General features: G+C 70.2%; 15 protein-coding genes and 1 pseudogene. 15 read left to right on the top strand and 1 reads right to left on the bottom strand.

Annotated features, from left to right (window positions below):
- Positions 1 to 25: 25 nt before the first annotated feature.
- A complete protein-coding gene (clpX, locus tag ACFVW8_RS22485) occupies positions 26 to 1,324 on the top strand; it encodes an ATP-dependent Clp protease ATP-binding subunit ClpX (protein WP_389692685.1) in 1,299 nt (432 codons plus the stop codon).
- 81 nt (positions 1,325 to 1,405) lie between these two features.
- Here the strand turns inward: clpX and ACFVW8_RS22480 are convergent, their stop codons facing one another.
- On the bottom strand, positions 1,406 to 2,407 hold the full coding sequence (locus tag ACFVW8_RS22480; protein WP_389692683.1) for a hypothetical protein: 1,002 nt from the start codon (positions 2,405 to 2,407) through the stop codon (positions 1,406 to 1,408).
- A 139-nt stretch (positions 2,408 to 2,546) separates the two neighbouring features.
- Here ACFVW8_RS22480 and ACFVW8_RS22475 point away from each other — a divergent pair, with 139 nt between their 5' ends.
- The 14 genes and pseudogenes from ACFVW8_RS22475 to ACFVW8_RS22410 form a co-directional block, all read left to right on the top strand.
- Positions 2,547 to 5,168 (top strand): valine--tRNA ligase, encoded by a 2,622-nt coding sequence (locus ACFVW8_RS22475; protein WP_389692681.1) that lies wholly within the window; start codon positions 2,547 to 2,549, stop codon positions 5,166 to 5,168.
- Positions 5,169 to 5,284: 116 nt separating this feature from the next.
- Positions 5,285 to 6,808 carry a bifunctional folylpolyglutamate synthase/dihydrofolate synthase gene (locus tag ACFVW8_RS22470; RefSeq protein WP_389692679.1) on the top strand — a complete coding sequence of 508 codons (1,524 nt, stop codon included), beginning with the start codon at positions 5,285 to 5,287 and terminating at the stop codon, positions 6,806 to 6,808.
- Between the two features lie 5 nt (positions 6,809 to 6,813).
- A complete protein-coding gene (locus tag ACFVW8_RS22465; protein WP_389692677.1) occupies positions 6,814 to 7,170 on the top strand; it encodes a DUF4233 domain-containing protein in 357 nt (118 codons plus the stop codon).
- Between the two features lie 112 nt (positions 7,171 to 7,282).
- A complete protein-coding gene (ndk, locus tag ACFVW8_RS22460) occupies positions 7,283 to 7,696 on the top strand; it encodes a nucleoside-diphosphate kinase (protein ID WP_073965206.1) in 414 nt (137 codons plus the stop codon).
- A gap of 294 nt (positions 7,697 to 7,990) precedes the next feature.
- Entirely contained in the window at positions 7,991 to 9,010 is a 1,020-nt protein-coding gene (locus tag ACFVW8_RS22455; protein ID WP_024492993.1) for a rod shape-determining protein, read from the top strand.
- Between the two features lie 99 nt (positions 9,011 to 9,109).
- Positions 9,110 to 10,162, top strand: a complete 1,053-nt coding sequence (gene mreC / locus ACFVW8_RS22450) for a rod shape-determining protein MreC (RefSeq protein ID WP_389692674.1) — start codon at positions 9,110 to 9,112, stop codon at positions 10,160 to 10,162.
- 11 nt (positions 10,163 to 10,173) lie between these two features.
- The gene (mreD, locus tag ACFVW8_RS22445; RefSeq protein ID WP_389692672.1) at positions 10,174 to 10,839 is read left to right on the top strand and encodes a rod shape-determining protein MreD; all 666 of its coding nucleotides are present in this window, start codon (positions 10,174 to 10,176) and stop codon (positions 10,837 to 10,839) included.
- Positions 10,840 to 10,900: 61 nt separating this feature from the next.
- Complete coding sequence (gene mrdA, locus ACFVW8_RS22440; protein ID WP_389692670.1) at positions 10,901 to 13,066, top strand: penicillin-binding protein 2; 2,166 nt, start codon at positions 10,901 to 10,903, stop codon at positions 13,064 to 13,066.
- Entirely contained in the window at positions 13,066 to 14,256 is a 1,191-nt protein-coding gene (gene rodA, locus ACFVW8_RS22435; protein ID WP_389692668.1) for a rod shape-determining protein RodA, read from the top strand. The genes mrdA and rodA overlap by 1 nt, the downstream gene beginning before the upstream one ends.
- A 51-nt stretch (positions 14,257 to 14,307) precedes the next feature.
- A complete protein-coding gene (locus ACFVW8_RS22430; protein ID WP_389692666.1) occupies positions 14,308 to 15,828 on the top strand; it encodes a CHAD domain-containing protein in 1,521 nt (506 codons plus the stop codon).
- A 50-nt stretch (positions 15,829 to 15,878) separates the two neighbouring features.
- Entirely contained in the window at positions 15,879 to 17,804 is a 1,926-nt protein-coding gene (locus ACFVW8_RS22425) for a TIGR03960 family B12-binding radical SAM protein (RefSeq protein WP_389692664.1), read from the top strand.
- Positions 17,805 to 17,933: 129 nt separating this feature from the next.
- A complete protein-coding gene (locus ACFVW8_RS22420) occupies positions 17,934 to 19,133 on the top strand; it encodes a hypothetical protein (protein ID WP_389692663.1) in 1,200 nt (399 codons plus the stop codon).
- Positions 19,134 to 19,255: 122 nt separating this feature from the next.
- Positions 19,256 to 20,038 (top strand): TIGR03936 family radical SAM-associated protein, encoded by a 783-nt coding sequence (locus ACFVW8_RS22415; RefSeq protein WP_389692661.1) that lies wholly within the window; start codon positions 19,256 to 19,258, stop codon positions 20,036 to 20,038.
- Between the two features lie 232 nt (positions 20,039 to 20,270).
- Positions 20,271 to 21,812: pseudogene (locus tag ACFVW8_RS22410) on the top strand (ribonuclease E/G); the annotation flags it as partial.

Below are 21,812 nucleotides of genomic sequence, written 5' to 3'. Positions count from 1 at the left end.
CTCCCAGGCGAAGGGGAAGCACCTCGTGGCACGCATCGGTGATGGCGGCGACCTGCTCAAGTGCTCGTTCTGCGGAAAGAGCCAGAAGCAGGTGAAGAAGCTCATCGCGGGACCCGGTGTGTACATCTGCGACGAGTGCATTGATCTCTGCAACGAGATCATCGAGGAGGAGCTCGCGGAGACCTCCGAGGTGCGGTGGGAGGAACTGCCCAAGCCGCGCGAGATCTACGAGTTCCTCGAGGGGTACGTCGTAGGCCAGGAGCCCGCGAAGAAGGCTCTCTCGGTCGCTGTGTACAACCACTACAAGCGGGTCCAGGCCGGGGAGAACGGCGGCGGGGCGAGCCGCGACGACGCGATCGAGCTCGCCAAGTCCAACATCCTGCTGCTGGGCCCCACGGGTTCGGGCAAGACGCTCCTCGCGCAGACACTGGCCCGCATGCTCAACGTCCCGTTCGCCATCGCCGACGCGACGGCGCTGACGGAGGCCGGCTATGTCGGCGAGGACGTCGAGAACATCCTGCTGAAGCTGATCCAGGCCGCGGACTACGACGTCAAGAAGGCCGAGACCGGGATCATCTACATCGACGAGATCGACAAGGTCGCCCGCAAGAGCGAGAACCCGTCGATCACCCGCGATGTCTCGGGCGAAGGCGTCCAGCAGGCGCTCCTCAAGATCCTTGAGGGCACCACCGCCTCCGTACCGCCGCAGGGCGGCCGGAAGCACCCGCACCAGGAGTTCATCCAGATCGACACGACGAACGTGCTGTTCATCGTGGGCGGCGCGTTCTCCGGCCTCGAGAAGATCATCGAGTCCCGGGCCGGCGCCAAGGGCATCGGCTTCGGCGCCACGATCCGCTCCAAGCTGGAGATCCAGGCGAGCGACCAGTTCCAGGAGGTCATGCCGGAGGACCTGGTGAAGTTCGGGATGATCCCCGAGTTCATCGGCCGCCTCCCGGTCCTGACCTCGGTCCACAACCTGGACCGCGAGGCCCTGCTCCAGATCCTCATCGAGCCGCGCAACGCCCTGGTGAAGCAGTACCAGCGGCTGTTCGAACTCGATGGTGTGGAGCTGGAGTTCGAGCGCGAGGCACTGGAGGCCATCGCCGACCAGGCGATCCTGCGCCAGACCGGCGCGCGCGGTCTGCGCGCCATCATGGAAGAGGTCCTCCAGTCCGTGATGTACGACGTGCCGTCCCGCAAGGACGTCGCCAGGGTCGTCATCACGGCGGACGTGGTCCGCAACAACGTCAACCCGACCCTGGTCCCGCGCGAGCCGCGGACGATCGGGAAGAACGACGACGGCCGGCACGAGAAGTCGGCGTAGCGGTGGCGTAGAGACGTACGCGAAGGGGCGCCCGGCCGATTCGTTCGGCCGGGCGCCCCTTCGCGTTGCGGTGTACCGGGATCAGATCTTGGTGCGGGAGGTGTTGTAGAGCTTGGCGGAGAGCGCCGCGACGTCGTCCTGCGACATGGCCTTGTTGGTCATGGCGAGGCCCAGGTCGATGCCTGTCACGATGCCGACGGTGCTGTAGTCGGCCCAGATGCAGACCGGTGCCTCAATGGATGCCGGCCCCTTCTCGGCGCTGCCGTCCCCCTCCTTGTTGTTGACCTTGATGTTCTGGCACCTCATCAGTGCGCCCTTGAACCCGGCCGGGGTGACATCCTTCGGCGAGCCGACCAGCTCGGCATCGGAATCGCTGTCGCCCTTGGTCATGTTCACCTTGGTCTGGTCGAACGACTTGTTGATCACTGCGGCCGGGTCGCTGACCTCGCCCCAGTACCCCTTGAACTGGATGAGCTTCGCGCTCAGGTCCTTCTCGTTGCCTGACTGGTAGTTGGCCGCGGCCCCGTTGGGGTTCTTGACCCCGGACTCCTCCGCCTTCGCCTTCTCCGTGCCCGTCAGCGGACCGTTGGCGGCACCGGCCTGGTCGGACTTCTTGTAGGCGTCCAGCGTCGCCGCCGGCGTCAGCTTGTACCCCTTCGTGGAGTCCGCCACGTCGCTGTTGCTGGCGCCCCCGCCCGACGTCAGGAAGTACACGCCACCGCCGATGACCGCGAGCGCCACGATGACGCCGCCGATGATCAGGCCGGTCTTCTTCTTCGGCTGCTGGGCCGGGGGAAAGCCGGGCTGCTGGCCGTAGGCCGGCTGGCCGCCGTACGGGGGAGTGGGGGGCTGCTGGCCGTACGGGCCGGGCTGCTGGGCCTGCGGGTAGCCGTAGCCCGGCTGCTGGGGCTGCTGCTGCGGCGGGACGCCCTGCGGGGCCTGCTGCGGGTACCCGTAACCGGGCTGGCCCTGCGGCTGGCCCTGCGGCGGCTGCCCGCCGTACGGGCCCGGCTGCTGGCCGTACGGTCCGGGCTGGCCCTGGGGCGGCTGGCCGCCGTACGGGCCCGGCTGGTTGAAGCTCATCTGCGATGTCCCCTGTTCGTGATGCTTACGCGTTCCGAACATCCTGACGGAAGGCCCGCGGGGACGGACCACCGGGAGGCACACCGTTACCGAACAAACGGGTTTCAGTGCACGCCCGTGACGGCCCTAAACTGTTCGCGTGACCGAGAACGCAGCGCAGCAGCCAGCCAGCAACCCCGAACTGCCGACCCAGTACGCGCCGGCCGAGGTAGAGGGGAAGCTGTATGAGCGCTGGGTAGAACGTGGTTACTTCGAGGCCGACGAGCACAGCGACAAGCCGCCGTACTCCATCGTCATCCCGCCGCCCAACGTCACCGGCTCCCTGCACCTGGGCCACGCCTTCGAGCACACGCTGATCGACGCGCTCGTCCGCCGCAAGCGGATGCAGGGGTTCGAGGCGCTGTACCAGCCGGGCATGGACCACGCCGGCATCGCCACCCAGAACGTCGTCGAGCGCGAGCTTGCCAAGGACGGCAAGTCCCGCCACGACCTGGGCCGTGAGGCCTTCGTCGAGCGCGTCTGGAAGTGGAAGAACGAGTCCGGCGGCCAGATCTCCGGCCAGATGCGCCGCCTCGGCGAGGGCGTCGCCTGGTCCCGTGAGCGGTTCACCATGGACGAGGGCCTGTCCAAGGCCGTCCAGACCGTCTTCAAGCGGATGTACGACGACGGGCTGATCTACCGCGCCGAGCGCATCATCAACTGGTGCCCGCGCTGTCTCACCGCGATCTCCGACATCGAGGTCGAGTACCAGGAGGACGACGGCGAGCTCGTCTCCATGGTCTACGGCGAGGGCGACGAGACCATCGTCGTCGCCACCACCCGCGCCGAGACGATGCTCGGTGACACCGCGGTCGCCGTCCACCCTGAGGACGAGCGCTACAAGCACCTCGTCGGCAGGCAGATCAAGCTGCCGCTGACCGACCGTACGATCCCGGTCGTCGCCGACCACCACGTCGATCCCGAGTTCGGCACCGGCGCCGTCAAGGTGACCCCGGCGCACGACCCGAACGACTTCGAGATCGGCAAGCGCCACGACCTGCCCTTCCTCACCGTCCTGGACGAGCGTGCCGTCATCACCGTCCCCGGCCCCTTCCAGGGCCTGGACCGGCTGGAGGCCCGCTCGGCCATCGTCGCCGCTCTGCGCGCCGACGGCCGGATCGTCGCCGAGAAGCGCCCGTACGTCCACTCCGTCGGGCACTGCTCGCGCTGCAAGACGACCATCGAGCCGCGCCTGTCCCTCCAGTGGTGGGTCAAGGTCGAGCCGCTCGCCAAGGCGGCCGGTGACGCCGTCCGCGACGGCAAGGTCAAGATCCATCCGCAGGAGATGGAGAAGCGCTACTTCGACTGGGTCGACAACCTCCACGACTGGACGATCTCGCGCCAGCTCTGGTGGGGCCACCGCATCCCCGTCTGGTACGGCCCGAACGGCGAGGTCGTCTGCGTCGGCCCGGACGACGAGGTCCCGACGGGTGAGGGCTGGACGCAGGACAGCGATGTCCTGGACACCTGGTTCTCCTCCGGCCTGTGGCCGTTCTCCACGCTCGGCTGGCCCGAACAGACCGACAGCCTCGCGAAGTTCTATCCGAACTCCGTCCTGGTCACCGGCTACGACATCCTCTTCTTCTGGGTCGCCCGGATGATGATGTTCGGCCTGTACGTCAACGACGGTGTCCCGCCGTTCGAGACGATCGTCCTGCACGGGATGGTCCGCGACGAGCACGGCAAGAAGATGTCGAAGTCCTTCGGCAACGTGGTCAACCCGCTGGACTGGATGGACAAGTACGGCTCCGACGCGCTCCGTTTCACCCTGGCGCGCGGTGCCAACCCCGGCGTCGACGTCCCGATCGGCGAGGAGTGGGTCCAGGGTTCCGCCAAGTTCTCCAACAAGATCTGGAACGCCACCCGCTTCGCCCTGATGAACGGCGCCACGATCGAGGGCGAGCTGCCGTCCGCCGACGAGATGTCGGTGACCGACCGCTGGATCCTGTCCCGGCTCAACAAGACCGTCGCCGAAGTCGACGCGTACTACGACGACTTCCAGTTCTCCAAGCTCAGCGAGGCGCTGCGGCACTTCGCCTGGGACGAGGTCTTCGACTGGTACGTCGAGCTGTCCAAGACCACGTTCTTCGCCGGCGGGCGTCCGGCCGAGGTCTCGGGCCGGGTCCTGGGCGAGGTCCTCGATGTGATGCTGCGCCTCCTGCACCCCGTCGTCCCCTTCGTCACCGAGACGCTCTGGACCGCGCTCACCGGCCGTGAGTCCGTCGTCATCGCCGACTGGCCGGCGGACAGCGGCTTCCGTGACGACGCCGCCGAGAAGGAGATCGAGCTCGTCCAGCAGGTCGTCACCGAGGTCCGCCGCTTCCGCTCCGACCAGGGGCTGCAGCCCGGCCAGAAGGTTCCGGCCGAGCTCACCCTGACCGGTACGCCGCTCGCGCCGCACGAGGGGGCCATCCGTCAGCTGCTGCGTCTGCAGCCCGCCGGGGACGGCTTCCACGCGACGGCCTCGCTGCCGGTCGCGGGCGCCACGGTCGCCCTCGACCTGTCCGGCACGATCGACGTCGAGGCCGAGCGCAAGCGCCTGACGAAGGACCTTGCGGCGGCCGAGAAGGAGAAGGCGCAGGCCAACGGCAAGCTGAACAACGAGGCCTTCCTCGGCAAGGCCCCGGACAACGTGGTCGACAAGATCCGTGGCCGGCTGGCCAAGGCCGAGTCGGACATCGAGCGGATCGGCGCACAGCTGGCAGCCCTGCCGCAGAGCTGACCGGCCGGACCCGACGGAGCCCCCGTATCCCTCGCACGAGGGAGCACGGGGGCTCCCTCGTACCGCCGCCCCCGGGCGCTGCGCGCGATGTCCGTGCCGGTCCGTAGACTGGCCCTGTGAGCGAGCCCAGCCCTTCAGACCGGCACGACGCGTCCGATCCCGACGACACCTTCGCGGAGATCGTCGACGAGGAGACCCAGCGCGACCCCGACCTGGCGGTGATCGAGGCCGGGAGCCGCACGCTGCGCGCCGCCTCCGGTCCGCCACAGGGCGACGAGGTCCCCGCCCGCCCCACCGATCCGGAGGTGGACAGGGCGCTGCGCGCGGTGGAGCAGGAGCTCGCCGGGCGCTGGGGCGAGACCAAGCTGGAGCCGTCCGTGGCGCGCATCGCCGCGCTGATGGACACGCTCGGTGACCCGCAGCGCGCGTACCCCTCCATCCACATCACCGGTACCAACGGCAAGACGAGCACGGCCCGCATGATCGAGGGCCTCCTCGGCGCCTTCGAGCTGCGCACCGGCCGCTACACCTCGCCGCACGTCCAGTCGATCACCGAACGGATCAGCCTGGACGGCGCCCCGATGGACGCCGAACGGTTCGTCGAGGCGTACCAGGACATCAAGCCGTACGTCGAGATGGTCGACGCCCAGCAGCCCTACCGGCTGTCCTTCTTCGAGGTGCTCACCGGCATGGCGTACGCGGCGTTCGCCGACGCGCCAGTCGATGTCGCCGTCGTCGAGGTCGGCATGGGCGGCAGCTGGGACGCGACCAACGTGATCGACTCCACGGTCGCGGTCGTCACCCCGATCTCCCTGGACCACACCGACCGGCTGGGCTCCACGCCCGGCGAGATCGCGGTGGAGAAGTCCGGGATCATCAAGCAGGGTGCGACGGTCATCCTGGCCCAGCAGCCGGTCGACGCGGCCCAGGTGATGCTGAAGAAGGCCGTCGCGGCCGACGCCACGGTGGCCCGCGAGGGCATGGAGTTCGGCGTCGTCTCCCGGGAGATCGCGGTCGGCGGGCAGCTGCTGACGCTGCGCGGTCTCGGCGGCGAGTACGACAACATCTTCCTCCCGCTGTACGGCGCTCACCAGGCGCACAACGCCGTCGTGGCGCTCTGCGCGGTCGAGGCGTTCTTCGGGATCGGCGCCGAGCAGCCCGGCTCTCTGGACGCGGACATCGTCCGCAAGGCCTTCGCCGCGGTGCTCTCGCCCGGCCGCCTCGAAGTCGTCCGCTCCAGCCCGACCGTCGTCCTGGACGCCGCGCACAACCCGGCCGGCGCCCGCGCCGCCGCCGAGGGACTGTCCGAGTCGTTCGGCTTCTCCCGGCTGATCGGCGTGGTCGGAGCCAGTGGCGACAAGGACGTGCGGGGCCTCCTGGAGGCCTTCGAGCCGATCTTCGCCGAGGTCGTCATCACCCAGAACTCCAGCGGTCGCGCGATGGACGCCGACACCCTGGCCGGCGTCGCCGTCGAGGTCTTCGGCAACGAACGGGTCCAGGTCGAACCCCGTCTCGACGAAGCGCTGGAGGCGGCGATCACCCTCGCCGAGGAGGACGACGAGTACGCGGGCGCCGGGGTGCTGGTGACCGGATCCGTGATCACGGTCGGCGAGGCCCGGCTGCTTCTGGGAAGGCGCTGACCCACGTGCGTACGCTCTGTGCATCGACACTGATCGGCGAGTTCTTCGTGATCGGTTTCGCCGGACTCGTCGCGATGAAGTCCGACGACCTGTCGTCCGCGACGGTGTGGACGGTCTGCGGCGTCGGCATGCTGCTCTCCGTGCTGCTCTGCGGGATGATCACTCGTCCCGGTGGCGTTCAGCTCGGCTGGGCACTCCAGATCGCGCTGGTCGCCAGTGGCTTCGTGGTGCCGATGATGTTCATCCTCGGTCTGGTCTTCGGCGGGCTGTGGTGGGCCTCGGTGCACTACGGCCGCAAGATCGACGAGGTGAAGGCCCGCTGGGCCGCGCAGGAGGCGGACGCGGCCCCGGCCGGCGGCTGATCCGCCGCGCGGCCGGGCACGCCCGGCGCCTCGGCCAAACCCGGCCGTCGGGCCGTCATCGCGCCCCTGTAATCTCGCCTCACCGCACCCGAATGCCTGCAAGGAGCCGCACATGACCCAGCGCACCCTCGTTCTTCTGAAGCCCGACGCCGTCCGTCGCGGTCTGGTCGGCGAGATCGTCGGCCGCATCGAGCGCAAGGCCGACTGGAAGATCACCGCGCTGGAGCTGCGTACCCTCGACCGGGCCACGCTGGAGCAGCACTACGCCGAGCACGTCGGCCGCCCGTTCTACGAGCCGCTGGTCGAGTTCATGCAGTCCGGCCCGATCGTCGCTCTGGTGGCCGAGGGCGAGCGTGTCATCGAGGGCGTCCGCGCCCTGGCCGGCCCGACGGACCCGATCGCCGCCGCGCCCGGATCGATCCGTGGCGACTTCGGCACGATCACCCGGGAGAACCTCATCCACGCCTCGGACTCCGAGGAGTCCGCAGAGCGAGAAATGAAGCTGTTCTTTCCGGGACTTTCCTGACCTCCGATCGGCCAAACAGCGCTCATGACCTGGGGCGACCGAAGTAATTCGGTCGCCCTTCGGCATACGGACACCGATCGCGGGAACGCATCCCTCCGACGTAACGTCACCATGAGTGGGACGGCCACCCGTTCTGCTCAGCAAGGCGAAGGACCCTCGCGCTGTGTCGGTGTTTCCGGCACTACGATGGAAGCTTCCACGCCCGCAGCGCTCATCTCGCCTACCAAAACAAGCCATCACCCGCTTTCACTTGGGAAGGCCCGACGCATCCTCATGGGGAACAAGGGGAACTCAATGTCGTTCATCGGCCGTGACATGGCTATCGACCTCGGGACTGCCAACACGCTGGTGTACGTCAGGGGGCGCGGCATCGTTCTGAACGAGCCGTCCGTCGTGGCCATCAACACCAACACCGGCGGCATCCTGGCGGTCGGCGCCGAGGCCAAGAAGATGATCGGCCGTACACCGGGCAACATCGTTGCCGTACGGCCCCTGAAGGACGGCGTGATCGCCGACTTCGAGATCACGGAGCGGATGCTCCGCTACTTCATCCTCAAGATCCACAAGCGCCGCTATCTGGCCCGCCCACGGGTCGTCGTCTGTGTGCCCTCCGGTATCACAGGGGTCGAGCGACGCGCCGTCATCGAGGCATCGACGCAGGCCGGCGCGCGCCAGGTGCACATCATCGAGGAGCCCATGGCGGCGGCCATCGGCTCCGGGCTACCGGTCCACGAGGCCACCGGCAACATGGTCGTCGACATCGGTGGCGGCACCACCGAGGTCGCGGTCATCTCGCTCGGCGGGATCGTCACCGCCCAGTCGATCCGGGTCGCCGGTGACGAGCTGGACAACGCGATCATCCAGCACATCAAGAAGGAGTACTCGCTCCTCCTCGGTGAGCGCACCGCCGAACAGATCAAGATCACGATCGGTTCGGCGTTCGAGCTGGAGAAGGACGAGCACACCGAGATCCGGGGCCGCGACCTCGTCTCCGGCCTGCCCAAGACCGTGGTCATCTCGGCGACCGAGGTCCGCAAGGCGATCGAGGAGCCCGTCAACGCGATCGTCGACGCGGTCAAGACGACGCTCGACAAGTGCCCGCCGGAACTCTCCGGCGATGTCATGGACCGCGGCATCGTCCTCACCGGCGGCGGCGCCCTGCTGCGCGGCCTCGACGAGCGGCTCCGTCACGAGACGGGCATGCCGATCCACATCGCCGAGGACCCGCTGGACTCCGTCGCGCTCGGATCCGGCAAGTGCGTCGAGGAGTTCGAGGCGCTCCAGCAGGTGCTGGACGCCCAGCCCCGACGGTAGGAACTCAACAGGCCCTCCGCGCGGACGCTGCCGCTCCGCGCGGAGGATCGTTGATATACAGGCACGAACATTCCTACGAGGAAGGCACGGCCGCCGCACGTGAGGGACACACGAGAGAGCCGGCTGCTCCTGGTGCTGCTGATCGCCATCGCATTCGCACTGATCACGGTGGACATCCGCGGTGGCGAGGACTCGCCGGTGGACGGCGCCCGGCAGGCCGCCTCCACGGTCTTCGGACCAGTTGAGAACGGCGTCGCGGCAGCCGTCGACCCGGTGGGCAACGCCATAGGGGCCGTACGGGCCTCGGGCGACCGGCACGACAAGATCACCGCACTGGAGCAGCAGAACGCCGCGCTGAAGGCGAAGCTCGGCAGCGACGACCAGAACCGCAGCCGGGTCCGTGAGCTCGACAAGATGCTCAAGAAGTCGGCCGCCGGACAGTACGGCATCAAGGCCGCCGAAGTCATCGCCATAGGAGCGGCCCAGGGCTTCTCCTGGACGGTCACCATCGACGCGGGCTCCAAGGACGGTCTCAAGCGCGACATGACCGTCCTCAACGGCGACGGACTCGTGGGCAGGGTCACCACCGTCGGCCCGGACACCGCGACGGTGCTACTCGCCAACGACCCCGACTTCACCGTCGGCACCCGGATGGAGTCCACCGACGAGCTCGGCTTCGCCACCGGCCAGGGCTCGCGCCCGCTCGCCGTCCAGTTCCTGAACGGCAAGGCCAAGGTCAAGAAGGGCGACCGGCTCGTCACGTTCGGGTCCAGCAAGGACAAGCCGTTCGTGCCCGGTGTCCCGGTCGGCGAGGTCGTCCGCGTCGACCCGTCGGGCGGCGACCTGACCCGGACGGTCTACGTCCGTCCGTACGTCGGTTTCACCAAGCTCGACATCGTCGGCATCGTCGTCCAGGCTCCGCGCGAGGACCCCCGCGACACGGTCCTGCCGAAGAAGCCGGCCAAGCCCGCGAAGCCGAAGCCCACTCCGACCGTCACCGTCACCATCTCGCCCAACGGCGACATCGTGGACACCAGCGGCAACGTCGTCGGGAACATCCACGAGAGCGCGAACCCCAGCGGCAGCCCGAGCCCGGACCCCAGCGGGAACGCGACACCGAACGCCGACAACGCGGTAAACGAACAGAGGTAGAGCTGATCCCCATGCGCGTCAACCGGACTCTGCTCTCCATCGCCCTGGTCGTGATCGCCCTCGTCGTCCAGGTCTCCGTGCTCGCCCGGCTCCAGCTGCCCGGCGCCGTACCCGATCTGCTCCTGATGGTCGTCCTCGGACTGGCCTTCGTGTACGGGCACGTCAGCGGCGCCCTCATCGGATTCGGCGCGGGCCTCCTCGCCGACCTGGCACCGCCGGCGGACCACGCGGCCGGACGGTACGCCCTGGTCCTCTGCGTCATCGGCTACCTCGCCGGACTGGCCAAGCCGGACAACGGCCAGCTCAAGTCCGCCGTCGGGCCGATGGCCGTGGTCGTCGCCGCGGCGATCGGATCGACCCTGCTGTACGCGGGCGTCGGCGCCCTCGTCGGTGACACGGCCGCCCGCCATGTGGGCCTGGGCAGCCTGCTGTTCACCGCGGCCGTCTACGACCTGCTGCTCGCGCCCTTCACCGTGCCGCTGATCATGGCGATGGCCAGACGCACGGTGAACGACCCGCTGACCGAGTCCTCCTCCGGCGGCAAGGACGCCGCGGCGGGCTGGCTCGCCGCGGGCACCGGCCTGCGGATCGGCAACCAGCGCGGCGGACTGCGCGTCAAGGCCGCCCGGAACCGGGCAGCACGCGCCGGACGGATCAAGGGAGTCAAGCGACTGTGAGGCTGCATTTCCCGGGGACCGTGCACCGGGCCCCCTGCCCGACCACCACCGGGGGCGCCCCGTGACCAACATCCCGGAGACGGGCCGGACCCAGCGGGTCCAGATCCGCCTCGTCGTCATCCAGGTCCTCGTCTTCTCCCTGCTGCTCACTCTCGGCGGCCGCCTCTGGTACCTCCAGATCCGCAACGGCCAGGAGTACTCCGACGAGGCGAAGAACAACCACGTCCAGCAGGTCGTCCAGCCGGCCGCCCGAGGCTCCATCCTCGACGCCCGCGGCGTGCCGCTGGCCGACAACGAGACCCGCCTCGTCGTCTCCGCCAGCCGCACCGACCTGATGAAGATGCCGGACGACGGCAAGGGCGTCCTGACCCGGCTCGCCGGCGTACTGGGCATGAAGCCCAAGGACGTCACCGACAAGGTCCGGCTCTGCGACGCGAAGACCCCGCAGCCCTGCTGGAACGGTTCGCCCTACCAGCCGATCCCGGTCACCGACGAGGCCACCACCCAGCAGGCCCTGCAGATCCGCGAACGCGCCGAGGACTTCCCCGGCATCACGGCCGAGCCCACCGCCGTACGCCGCTACGCCGCACCCGGCAAGGCCAACACCGCCCAGGTGCTCGGCTACCTCTCACCCGTCACCGACGACGAGATCACGAAGGCCCAGGACAGCGACTCGCCGTACCTGCGCTCCGACCAGGTCGGCCGCTCCGGCCTGGAGCGCACCTACGACAAGGAGCTGCGCGGCAAGGCGGGCGTCACCCGCTACGAGGTCGACAACCTCGGCCGGGTCATCGGTCAGGCCAAGAACGACGAGGCGGAGCCCGGCGCCAGCGTCGTCACCTCCATCGACGCCCGGGTCCAGGCCGTCGCCGAGTACGAGCTCAACGAGGCCATGAAGACGGCCCGTACCGAGTTCGACGCCAACACCGGCGAGAACTACAAGGCCGACTCCGGCGCCGTCGTCGTCATGGAGGCCAAGACCGGCCGGGTCGTCTCGATGGCCTCGCTGCCCAACTACGACCCCAACGCCTGGGTCGGCGGCATCTCCGGCAAGGACTACGCCAAGCTGACGGGCAAGAGCTCGAACTTCCCGCTGCTGAACCGGGCCATCCAGGGCCAGGCCGCCCCCGGCTCCATCTTCAAGGTCATCTCCTCGACCGCCGCGGTCAACGCCGGGTACCCGTTCGACGGCAACTACCCCTGCCCCAGCTCGTACTCCATCGGCGGCCAGACCTTCAAGAACTTCGAGTCCCAGGGCTACGGCGACATCACGATCGGCCGTGCCCTGGAGGTCTCCTGCGACACCGTGTACTACGGCATCGCGCACAAGGAGTGGCAGAAGGACGGCGGGAACAACCCGAAGAAGAAGCCCAACGACTGGTTCTACAAGACCGCCCACCAGTTCGGCCTCGGCAAGGAGACCGGCATCGACCTCCCCAACGAGGTCAGCGGCCGCGTCCCGGACCGTGAGTGGAAGAAGAACTTCGCCAAGGCCAACCACGACGCCTGGTGCAAGGAAGGCAAGAAGGACGGCACGTACGTCCAGAAGATCGCCTACGAGAACTGCCTCGAAGGCGACAAGATGCGCGCCGGTGACTCCGTCAACTACTCGATCGGCCAGGGCGACACCCTCGTCACCCCGATCCAGATGGCGACCATCTACGCCGCCATCTCCAACGGCGGCACGCTCTACGACCCGAGCGTCGGCAAGGCGATCGTCAGCGGTGACGGCAAGACGGTCCAGGAGATCAAGCCCCAGTCGCACGGCAAGCTGCCCTTCACCCAGAAGACGCGCAACGAGATCGACGGAGCGCTCGCGGGTGTCGCGACCCGGGGCTCCGCGGCCTGGCGGTTCGGCGGCTGGCCGCAGGATAAGATCCCGATGCACGCCAAGACGGGTACGGCCGAGGTCTACGGCAAGCAGACGACCTCGTGGTTCGCCACATACACCAAGGACTACACGGTCGTCATGACGATCTCCCAGGGCGGTACGGGCTCCGGCGCGTCCGGGCCCGCCGTGCGCAACATCTACAACGCGATCTACGGTCTCGACGCCTCGGGCAAGCAGGACCTCAAGAAGGCCCTCCTGCCGGCGCCGCAGAAGTCCCTGCCGAAGATCCAGCAGGACGGTTCCATCGAGACCCCGAAGATCAAGCCGTACGACCCGGACTCGGGCAAGCCGCCGGCCGAGCAGACGCTCGCGGCGATCCTGGGGAGGCGCGACTGATGGCCGGTTTCTCCGTCCAGCGGTACGCCCCCGAACGCTCGGCCTGGGGCCGTTTCACCGCCCGTGACTCGGTGGTCCGCCGGCTCGACTGGCCGCTGCTCGGCTCGGCGATCGCGCTGTCCTTCATCGGCTCGCTGCTGGTCTGGTCGGCGACCCGGGGACGCGACTCGCTCACCCACGGCGACCCGTACTACTTCCTTTTCCGCCATGCCCTCAACACCGGCATCGGCATCGCCCTGATGATCGGCACGATCTGGCTCGGCCACCGCACCCTGCGCGGCGCGGTGCCGATCCTGTACGGGCTGTCCGTGCTCCTCGTGATGGCGGTCCTCACCCCGCTCGGAGCCACCGTCAACGGCGCCCACGCGTGGATCCTGCTGCCCGGCGGCTTCTCGCTCCAGCCCTCCGAGTTCACCAAGATCACGATCATTCTCGGCATGGCGATGCTGCTCGCCGCCCGGGTCGACGCGGGCGACCAGCTGCACCCCGACCACCGCACCGTCGCCAAGGCCCTCGGCCTGGCGGCGCTCCCGATGGCGGTCGTCATGGGAATGCCGGACCTCGGTTCCGTGATGGTCATGGTCATCATCGTGCTCGGCGTGCTGCTGGCCTCCGGGGCGTCGAACCGCTGGGTCTTCGGGATCCTCGGCGCGGGCGTCGCCGGAGCCGTCGCCATCTGGCAGCTCGGACTGCTCGACGACTACCAGATCGCCCGGTTCGCCGCCTTCGCCAACCCGGCGCTCGACCCGGCCGGCGTCGGCTACAACACCAACCAGGCCCGCATCGCGATCGGCTCCGGCGGCCTCTCCGGCACCGGCCTCTTCCAGGGCACACAGACCACCGGCCAGTTCGTCCCCGAGCAGCAGACCGACTTCGTCTTCACCGTCGCGGGCGAGGAACTCGGCTTCCTCGGCGCCGGACTGATCCTGGTCCTGCTCGGCATCGTCCTGTGGCGCGGCTGCCGTATCGCCCGGGAGACCACCGAGCTGTACGGCACGATCGTCGCCGCCGGAATCATCGCCTGGTTCGCCTTCCAGGCCTTCGAGAACATCGGCATGACGCTCGGCATCATGCCGGTCGCCGGGCTGCCGCTGCCCTTCGTCTCCTACGGAGGGTCCTCGATGTTCGCCACCTGGGTGGCCATCGGACTGCTCCAGTCGATCAGGGTGCAGCGGCCGATAACGGCCTGAGCCGTTGCGGGGCCTCTGCCCAAGTACGGACATCACGTCTAGATTCGACTCATGGCGGACTCGAAGCGTGAGATCGAGCGGAAGTACGAAGCCACCGACGCCACCCGGCTGCCCGACCTGAGCCGGGTGGCCGGAGTCTTTGCCGTCGACCACCTGGGCGTCAGCGAACTCGACGCCGTCTACTACGACACCGAGGGCCTCCGGCTCGCCGCCGACTCCCTCACCCTGCGCCGCCGCACCGGCGGGCAGGACGCCGGATGGCACCTCAAATTCCCGGTCGCCACCGGCATCCGCGACGAGATCAGGGCCCCGCTCTCCGACTCCCTGCCGCCCGGGCTCGCCGGACTGATCCGCTCCCGGGTCCTGGACACCGCCGTCGTCCCCGTGGTCCGGCTCCGCTCCGCGCGCGACGTCCACCACCTCACCGGCCCCGACGGCGTGCTGCTCGCCGAGGTCAGCGTGGACGAGGTCCGCGCCGAGCGGCTGCACGGCGGCAGCGGGACCACCGCCTGGACCGAGATCGAGGTCGAACTCGCCGACGACGGCGACCCCGCGTTCCTCGACGCCGTCGAGCGCCGACTGCGCAAGGCAGGCGTACGGCCCTCCGCATCGCCGTCCAAACTGGCGCGGGCGCTCGCCGAGACCGCCCCGAAGAAGCGGAAGCCGGGCAGGAAGCAGACCGGACCGCACACCGCGGGCGACCACGTCCTGGCCTATGTCCGCGACCAGAGCGCGGCGATCGTGGCCCTGGACCCGGCGGTGCGCCGCGGTCTGCCGGACTCCGTGCACCAGATGCGCGTCGCCACCCGCAGACTGCGCAGCGCCTTCAGGACGTACCGCGGCATTCTCGACCGGACCGTCACCGGCCCGGTGGCCGATGAGCTGAAATGGCTTGCGACGGAGCTCGGCGTCGACCGTGACCGGGAGGTCCTCGACGAACGGCTGCGCACCCGGCTCGACGCACTGCCCCGCACCCTGGTCCTCGGCCCGGTCCGGGGACGGCTGCGGATCTGGTCCGTGGCCCGCCGCAGCGGCTCCCGCCGCCGCACCGTCGCGGTGCTGGACGGCGGCCGCTATCTGACGCTGCTCGGGACCCTGGAGTCGCTCCTCGCCGACCCGCCCCTGCTGCCCGCCGCGGCGAAGCCACCGGGCAAGGCGCTGCCGCGCGCCGTGCGCAAGGACCACGAACGGCTGGCGCACCGCATCGCCCACGCCCTGGAACTGCCGCCGGGACCGGAGCGCGACGTCGCCCTGCACGACGCCCGCAAGGCGGCGAAACGCGCACGCTACGCGGCGGAGGCGGCCCGGCCCGCGCTCGGGAAGCCGGCCCGGAAGTCCGCCAAGCGGCTGAAGGCCGTACAGGACGTCCTCGGCGACCACCAGGACGGGGTGGTCGCCCGCGAGGCCCTGCGGGCCCTGGCCGTCCAGGCACATCTGGCCGGCGAGCCGTCGTTCACCTGGGGACTGCTGTACGGGCAGGAGGCCGGGACGGCGGCGGCACGTGAGCGGGAGCTGACCGGGGTGTGGGCCAGGGCGTCGCGGGCGGAGATCCGGGCGGCACGGGAAAGCTGAGCGTCGCGGTACGCTGGATGGTCATCCTTGCCGGCTCTCGAAAGTTCGCGATGTCTGTCGATTCGGTCTTCCCACAGCTCGAAGCTCTGCTCCCGCATGTGCAGAAGCCCATCCAGTACGTCGGCGGTGAGCTGAACTCCACCGTCAAGCCGTGGGACGAGTGCGACGTCCGCTGGGCCCTGATGTACCCGGACGCCTATGAGGTCGGACTCCCCAACCAGGGCGTCATGATCCTTTACGAGGTGCTCAACGAGCGCCAGGGCGTCCTCGCCGAGCGCACCTACAGCGTCTGGCCGGACCTCGAGGAGCTGATGCGCGAGCACAAGGTCCCGCAGTTCACGGTGGACGGACACCGCCCGGTCAAGGCGTTCGACGTCTTCGGGCTGAGCTTCTCCACCGAGCTCGGCTACACCAACATGCTCACCGCCCTGGATCTGGCCGGCATTCCGCTGGCCGCCAAGGACCGCGGCCTCGACGACCCGATCGTGCTCGCGGGCGGCCACGCCGCGTTCAACCCCGAGCCGATCGCGGAGTTCATCGACTGCGCGGTCATCGGCGACGGCGAGCAGGCCGTGCTGGAGATCACCGAGATCATCCGCGCCTGGAAGGCCGAGGGCCGTCCCGGCGGCCGCGAGGAGGTGCTCTTCCGGCTCGCCAGGACCGGAGGCGTCTACGTCCCCGGCTTCTACGACGTCGAGTACCTCCCGGACGGCCGCATCGGCCGCGTCGTGCCCAACAAGTCCGGCGTGCCGTGGCGGGTGTCCAAGCACACCGTCATGGACCTCGACGAGTGGCCCTACCCGAAGCAGCCCCTCGTCCCGCTCGCCGAGACCGTGCACGAGCGGATGTCCGTGGAGATCTTCCGCGGCTGCACCCGCGGCTGCCGCTTCTGCCAGGCCGGCATGATCACGCGCCCCGTGCGGGAGCGAAGCATCACCGGCATCGGCGACATGGTGGAGAAGGGCCTCAAGGCGACCGGCTTCGAGGAGGTCGGCCTGCTCTCGCTCTCCTCCGCCGACCACTCCGAGATCGGCGACATCGCCAAGGGCCTCGCCGACCGCTACACGGACGACAAGATCGGGCTCTCGCTGCCCTCCACCCGCGTCGACGCGTTCAACGTGGACCTGGCCAACGAGCTCACCCGCAACGGCCGTCGCTCCGGTCTCACCTTCGCCCCCGAGGGCGGCTCCGAGCGCATGCGCAAGGTCATCAACAAGATGGTCTCGGAGGAGGATCTGATCCGGACCGTCGCCACCGCGTACGGCAACGGCTGGCGTCAGGTGAAGCTGTACTTCATGTGCGGTCTGCCCACCGAGACCGACGAGGACGTCCTGCAGATCGGTGACATGGCGGTCAACGTCATCGCCAAGGGCCGCGAGGTCTCCGGGCAGAACGACATCCGCTGCACCGTCTCCATCGGCGGCTTCGTGCCCAAGCCGCACACCCCGTTCCAGTGGGCCCCGCAGCTCGGCGTCGAGGAGACCGACGCCCGGCTGGCCAAGCTCCGGGACAAGATCCGCGGCGACAAGAAGTACGGCCGCTCGATCGGCTTCCGCTACCACGACGGCAAGCCCGGCATCGTGGAGGGCCTGCTCTCCCGCGGTGACCGCCGCGTCGGCTCCGTCATCCGCGCCGTCTACGAGGCCGGCGGCCGTTTCGACGGCTGGCGCGAGCACTTCAGCTACGACCTGTGGATGAAGAGCGCCGAGAAGACGCTGCCCGACTTCGGCGTGGACGTCGACTGGTACACCACGCGCGAGCGGACGTACGAGGAGGTCCTGCCCTGGGACCACCTGGACTCCGGCCTGGACAAGGAGTGGCTCTGGGAGGACTGGCAGGACTCGCTCGACGAGACCGAGGTCGAGGACTGCCGCTGGACCCCGTGCTTCGACTGCGGGGTGTGCCCGCAGCTCGACCTGGACATCCAGATCGGCCCGACGGGCAAGAAGCTCCTCCCGCTGACGGTCGTGAAGTGACCCGGTCGTGAAGTGACGTCGTGACGTGACGTCGTGAAGTGGCACGGCCCGGCTCCGGCCGGGTGACAGCTCGGTGACGAAGGCCCGGTCCGGGGAAACTCCCGGCCGGGCCTTCGCGTCATGGAGTGCATGGACTACGGAAAGCACCAGGCACCCGCGCGGTACGAGAGCGGTGACGGCTGTCTGACCACCCTCATCAGGATTCCGGTGCGGATCGTGGTGCTCGTCCTCGTCCTGCCGGTCCGGATGGTGTGGGACGCCCTCGCCGCCTGCGCCCGCGCCGTCGACCGGACCCTGCTCCGGCCGCTCGGACGCGCCCTGGCCCGGCTGTTCCACGTCCTCGTGGCCGTCCCGGCCGGCTGGCTGTGGAAGTGGGTGCTGACCCCGCTGGGGCACGGGCTCCGGTGGCTGGCCGCCGCGGTGTTCGTGTGGCCGTGGGCCGCGCTGTGGCGGTACGGGGTGGTGCCCGGCGTGCGGTACGGGATCGTGGTCCCGCTCGGATGGCTGTACACGGCGGTCCTCACCCCGCTCGGACACGGGCTGGAATGGGTGTACCGGACGCTGCTGGCCCCCGCCGGCCGAGGCATCCGTACGGCGGTCGGACTGCTGCTCACCGTCCTGTTCGTGTGGCCGGTGGTGGGTGTGTGGCGGTACGTCCTGGTGCCGCTGGGGCTGGCCGTCGCCTGGGTGGTGCGGTATCTGGTGGTCCTGCCGTCCGCGTGGACGTACCGGGAACTGCTCACCCCGCTGGGGCACGGGATCGCCCGGCTCCTCAACCTGCTGGCCCGCGTTACCGCCGCCGGTGCCCGGGGGCTGTGGGCCGGTCTCCGCCTGCTCGTCATGGTGCTCCTCGTCACTCCGGCGGTCTGGCTGTACCAGCGGGTGCTCGCTCCCGTGGGCCGGGAGATCACCGCCGCGTTCGGCGTCGCCTGGCGCGTCGCCGGATTCGTCTCGCGGGCCGTCGGGCGGACTCTGGCCTGGCTGGCGTGGCATCTGGTCGGGGCGCCGGTGGCCTGGACCTACCGCGCGGTGTGCACCCCTCTGGGCCACTTCGTGCGCGACGCGGTGTGGGCACCGGCCCGGCGGGCCGCCCTCGCCGTGGGCCGGACGGCCCGGGACACACTGCGCGCGGCACGCGAAACCGTCCGGCAGGCCCGCCGGGACGCCTGGCGGGCGCTGGTCGGCGGGCCGCCCGCGGCCGAGCCCCGGGAACCGGGGAGGCCTGTTGCGCGTACTCTGGGTGATAAGCAACAAGCAACGACTGTGCCCAGCGCGGCGCCCGCACCAGAGATCTCCCTGCACGGCGAGAAATCCGTCCAGCAGGGGTGAGCCGGAGCGGACACCCCGGGCCACCCGTATTTCGTGGGCGGTGCGTCACCGCGTCCGCCCCGCACCGAGGAGAAGAACCACTGGGCAAGCGACAGCCCGAAGGCCCGCCGCCCGCACCGGCAGTGCAGCGCATCCGACTGCGCTACACCAAGCGCGGCCGCCTCCGGTTCACCAGTCACCGTGACTTCCAGCGTGCCTTCGAGCGGGCGCTGCGCCGCTCCGAGGTGCCCATGGCCTACTCGGCGGGCTTCACCCCGCACCCCAAGGTGTCCTACGCCAATGCCGCACCCACCGGCACGGGCAGTGAGGCCGAGTTCCTGGAGATCGCCCTCACCGAGGCGCGGGACCCGGACATCCTGCGCGAGCTGCTCAACGGCTCGCTGCCGGACGGCCTCGACATCACCGACGCCGTGGAGGCCCGCACCTCGGGTCTCGCCGACCGGCTGACCGCCTCCATCTGGGAGATGCGGCTGGACGGGGTCTCCTTCGAGGAGGCCGAGAAGGCCGTGGCGGCTTTCAACGGGGCCGAGACCGTCGAGGTCCAGCGCCGCACGAAGAACGGCGTACGCAGCTTCGACGCCCGGTCCGCCGTGGTGGACCTGCAGGCCCTTGATCATCAGCCTGATAGGCCCGGAGTCAAGGCCTGTGCGATACTGCGGCTGGTTGTTCGGCACGTGACACCTGCCGTACGGCCTGACGACGTCCTGTCCGGTCTCCGCGTTGTGGCCGACCTGGCGCCGCCTGTCCCCGCTGCGGTGACCAGGCTGGCGCAGGGGCTCTTCGACGAGGAGTCCGGCACGGTGACCGACCCGCTCGCGCCTGACCGCGAGGCAGCCCCGGCCGCTCCACCCACGGTCGCCGGGACCGCCGTCGCGACGGCGCCGGATGGTGCAGGTTCCGCGTAAGGCGGTCGTTGTAGCGCAGCCCTCGGAATCGGGAGCCACCTGAGCCGGGCCGCGCGCTGACCCATAAGACTTTCGCCAGGCCGTGCGCACACCGCGTACGGAACCGGCGAGCCAGACATTCAGCCCCCGTGCGGCGCCCGCGCCCCGGACGGCGGTACCGCGTACACCATGCGGACCGTGCCGGACCGGAATCAGGCGCGGCGCCCGGGAGCGCGACGGGAGAACCGCCCGCATGCTCGAGCCCACCGAACCCGGCACGACCGGGAACGCAGAAGACAACAACACCCCCGGGGACAAGCTGCCGCCGCGCCGCAGGCGCCGCGCGGCGTCCCGCCCGGCCGGCCCGCCTTCGGGCGCGCAGGGCGCGGCCGAAGCGCCGGCCATACCGGCCGTTGACGCCGGAGAGTCGGACACCACCCCCGAGAACCCCACCGAAGCCGCACCGCCCGCCCGTGCGCGTCGTCGTGCGGTCCGCAAGGCCACCGCTCCCGCGGGCGCTCCGCAGGCTGCCGAGGCCGCCGAGGTCGTGGAGCCCGTCGCGGCTGCTGCGGCTGTTGAGCCGGTCGAGGACGAGGGCGTTGTGGCTGAGCCGGCTGTCGAGGCGCCGCGTCGTCGTCGTGCCTCCCGCGAGGCCACCGCCCCGGCGGGTGCTCCGCAGGCTGCCGAGGCCGCCGAGGTCGTGGAGCCCGTCGCGGCTGCTGTGGCTGTTGAGCCGGTCGAGGACGAGGCCGTTGTGGCTGAGCCGGCTGTCGAGGCGCCGCGTCGTCGTCGTGCCTCCCGCAAGGCCACCGCCCCGGCGGGTGCTCCGCAGGCCGCCGAGGCCGTGGAGATCGTTGAGGAGACCGCAGCGGTGGAGAGCCCCGAGCCCGCCGTTGCCGAGACCGCCGCCGAGGCGCCGCGCGGCCGTGCCCGGCGCAGGGCCTCCGCCCCGGCCGGTGCCCCCCAGGCCCCCCGCACCGAGACCGCTGAGCCCGTGGTGGCCGCCGAGGCCACTCCGGTGGCCGAGCCGGCCGAGAGCGCCGAGCCCCCGCGCGGCCGCCGTCGTGCCTCCCGCAAGGCCACCGCCCCGGCGGGTGCCCCGCAGGCCGCCGAGGCCGCCGAGACCCAGACCGGCGAGAGCCTGCCCAGGACCGCCGTCGAGGAGCTGGCCGCCGAGACCGCCGAGGTCGAGGAGGCCGCCCCGCGCGGCCGCCAGCGCCGCCGGGCCACCGCCGCGGCCGGCCGCCCCGAGTTCACCGGCAAGGTCGAGGAGCCCGCGGGCCGGAGCCGGCGGGCCGAGCGCCCCGCCGTGGCCGTGTTCCAGGCCCCGGTCTTCGCCGAGCCGATGTTCCAGACTCCGGAGACGGCCGCAGCGGCAGCCGCCGCCCAGCCCTCCGCCTCGCACGACGAGGAGCCCGAGGACGAGACAGCGACGGCCGAGGAGCAGACGACTCCGGCCGCTGAGACGCCCGCGCCCGAGACGGCCCCGCAGGGCGGTTCGCGCCGCCGTCGCCGCCGTCGCGGTGAGGCCGCCGAGGCCGAGCCCGCCGCCGCACCCGCTCCGGCACCCGCCCCGGTGGAGGAGCAGGCCGAGGACGAGCACGAGCCTTCGGGCGAGAACGGCACCGAGCACGACGGCGAGGACACCGACGAGTACGGCGACCGGCCCTCGCGCCGCCGACGTCGCGGTGGCCGTCGCCGCCGCCGTGGCGAGTCCGCCGAGGACGAGAACACCGAGCAGCGTCCCGGCGACGATTCCTCCGACGCCTCCGAGCGCTCGGACGACGAGCACGAG

It is taken from the genome of Streptomyces sp. NPDC058221 (assembly GCF_042882365.1).
In the GTDB taxonomy this organism is placed as follows: Bacteria; Actinomycetota; Actinomycetes; order Streptomycetales; family Streptomycetaceae; genus Streptomyces.
The sequence above is the reverse complement of the archived record's forward strand: the minus strand, read 5'-3'. Positions and strand labels throughout refer to the sequence as shown.

Excerpts from the sequence above, each read along its gene's own strand:
- ACFVW8_RS22480 (WP_389692683.1), bottom strand. The coding sequence starts at position 2,407 with ATGAGCTTCAACCAGCCGGGCCCGTACGGCGGCCAGCCGCCCCAGGGC.
- ndk (WP_073965206.1), top strand. The coding sequence starts at position 7,283 with ATGACCCAGCGCACCCTCGTTCTTCTGAAGCCCGACGCCGTCCGTCGC.
- ACFVW8_RS22455 (WP_024492993.1), top strand. The coding sequence starts at position 7,991 with ATGTCGTTCATCGGCCGTGACATGGCTATCGACCTCGGGACTGCCAAC.
- mreD (WP_389692672.1), top strand. The coding sequence starts at position 10,174 with ATGCGCGTCAACCGGACTCTGCTCTCCATCGCCCTGGTCGTGATCGCC.
- rodA (WP_389692668.1), top strand. The coding sequence starts at position 13,066 with ATGGCCGGTTTCTCCGTCCAGCGGTACGCCCCCGAACGCTCGGCCTGG.
- ACFVW8_RS22430 (WP_389692666.1), top strand. The coding sequence starts at position 14,308 with ATGGCGGACTCGAAGCGTGAGATCGAGCGGAAGTACGAAGCCACCGAC.
- ACFVW8_RS22425 (WP_389692664.1), top strand. The coding sequence starts at position 15,879 with ATGTCTGTCGATTCGGTCTTCCCACAGCTCGAAGCTCTGCTCCCGCAT.
- ACFVW8_RS22420 (WP_389692663.1), top strand. The coding sequence starts at position 17,934 with ATGGACTACGGAAAGCACCAGGCACCCGCGCGGTACGAGAGCGGTGAC.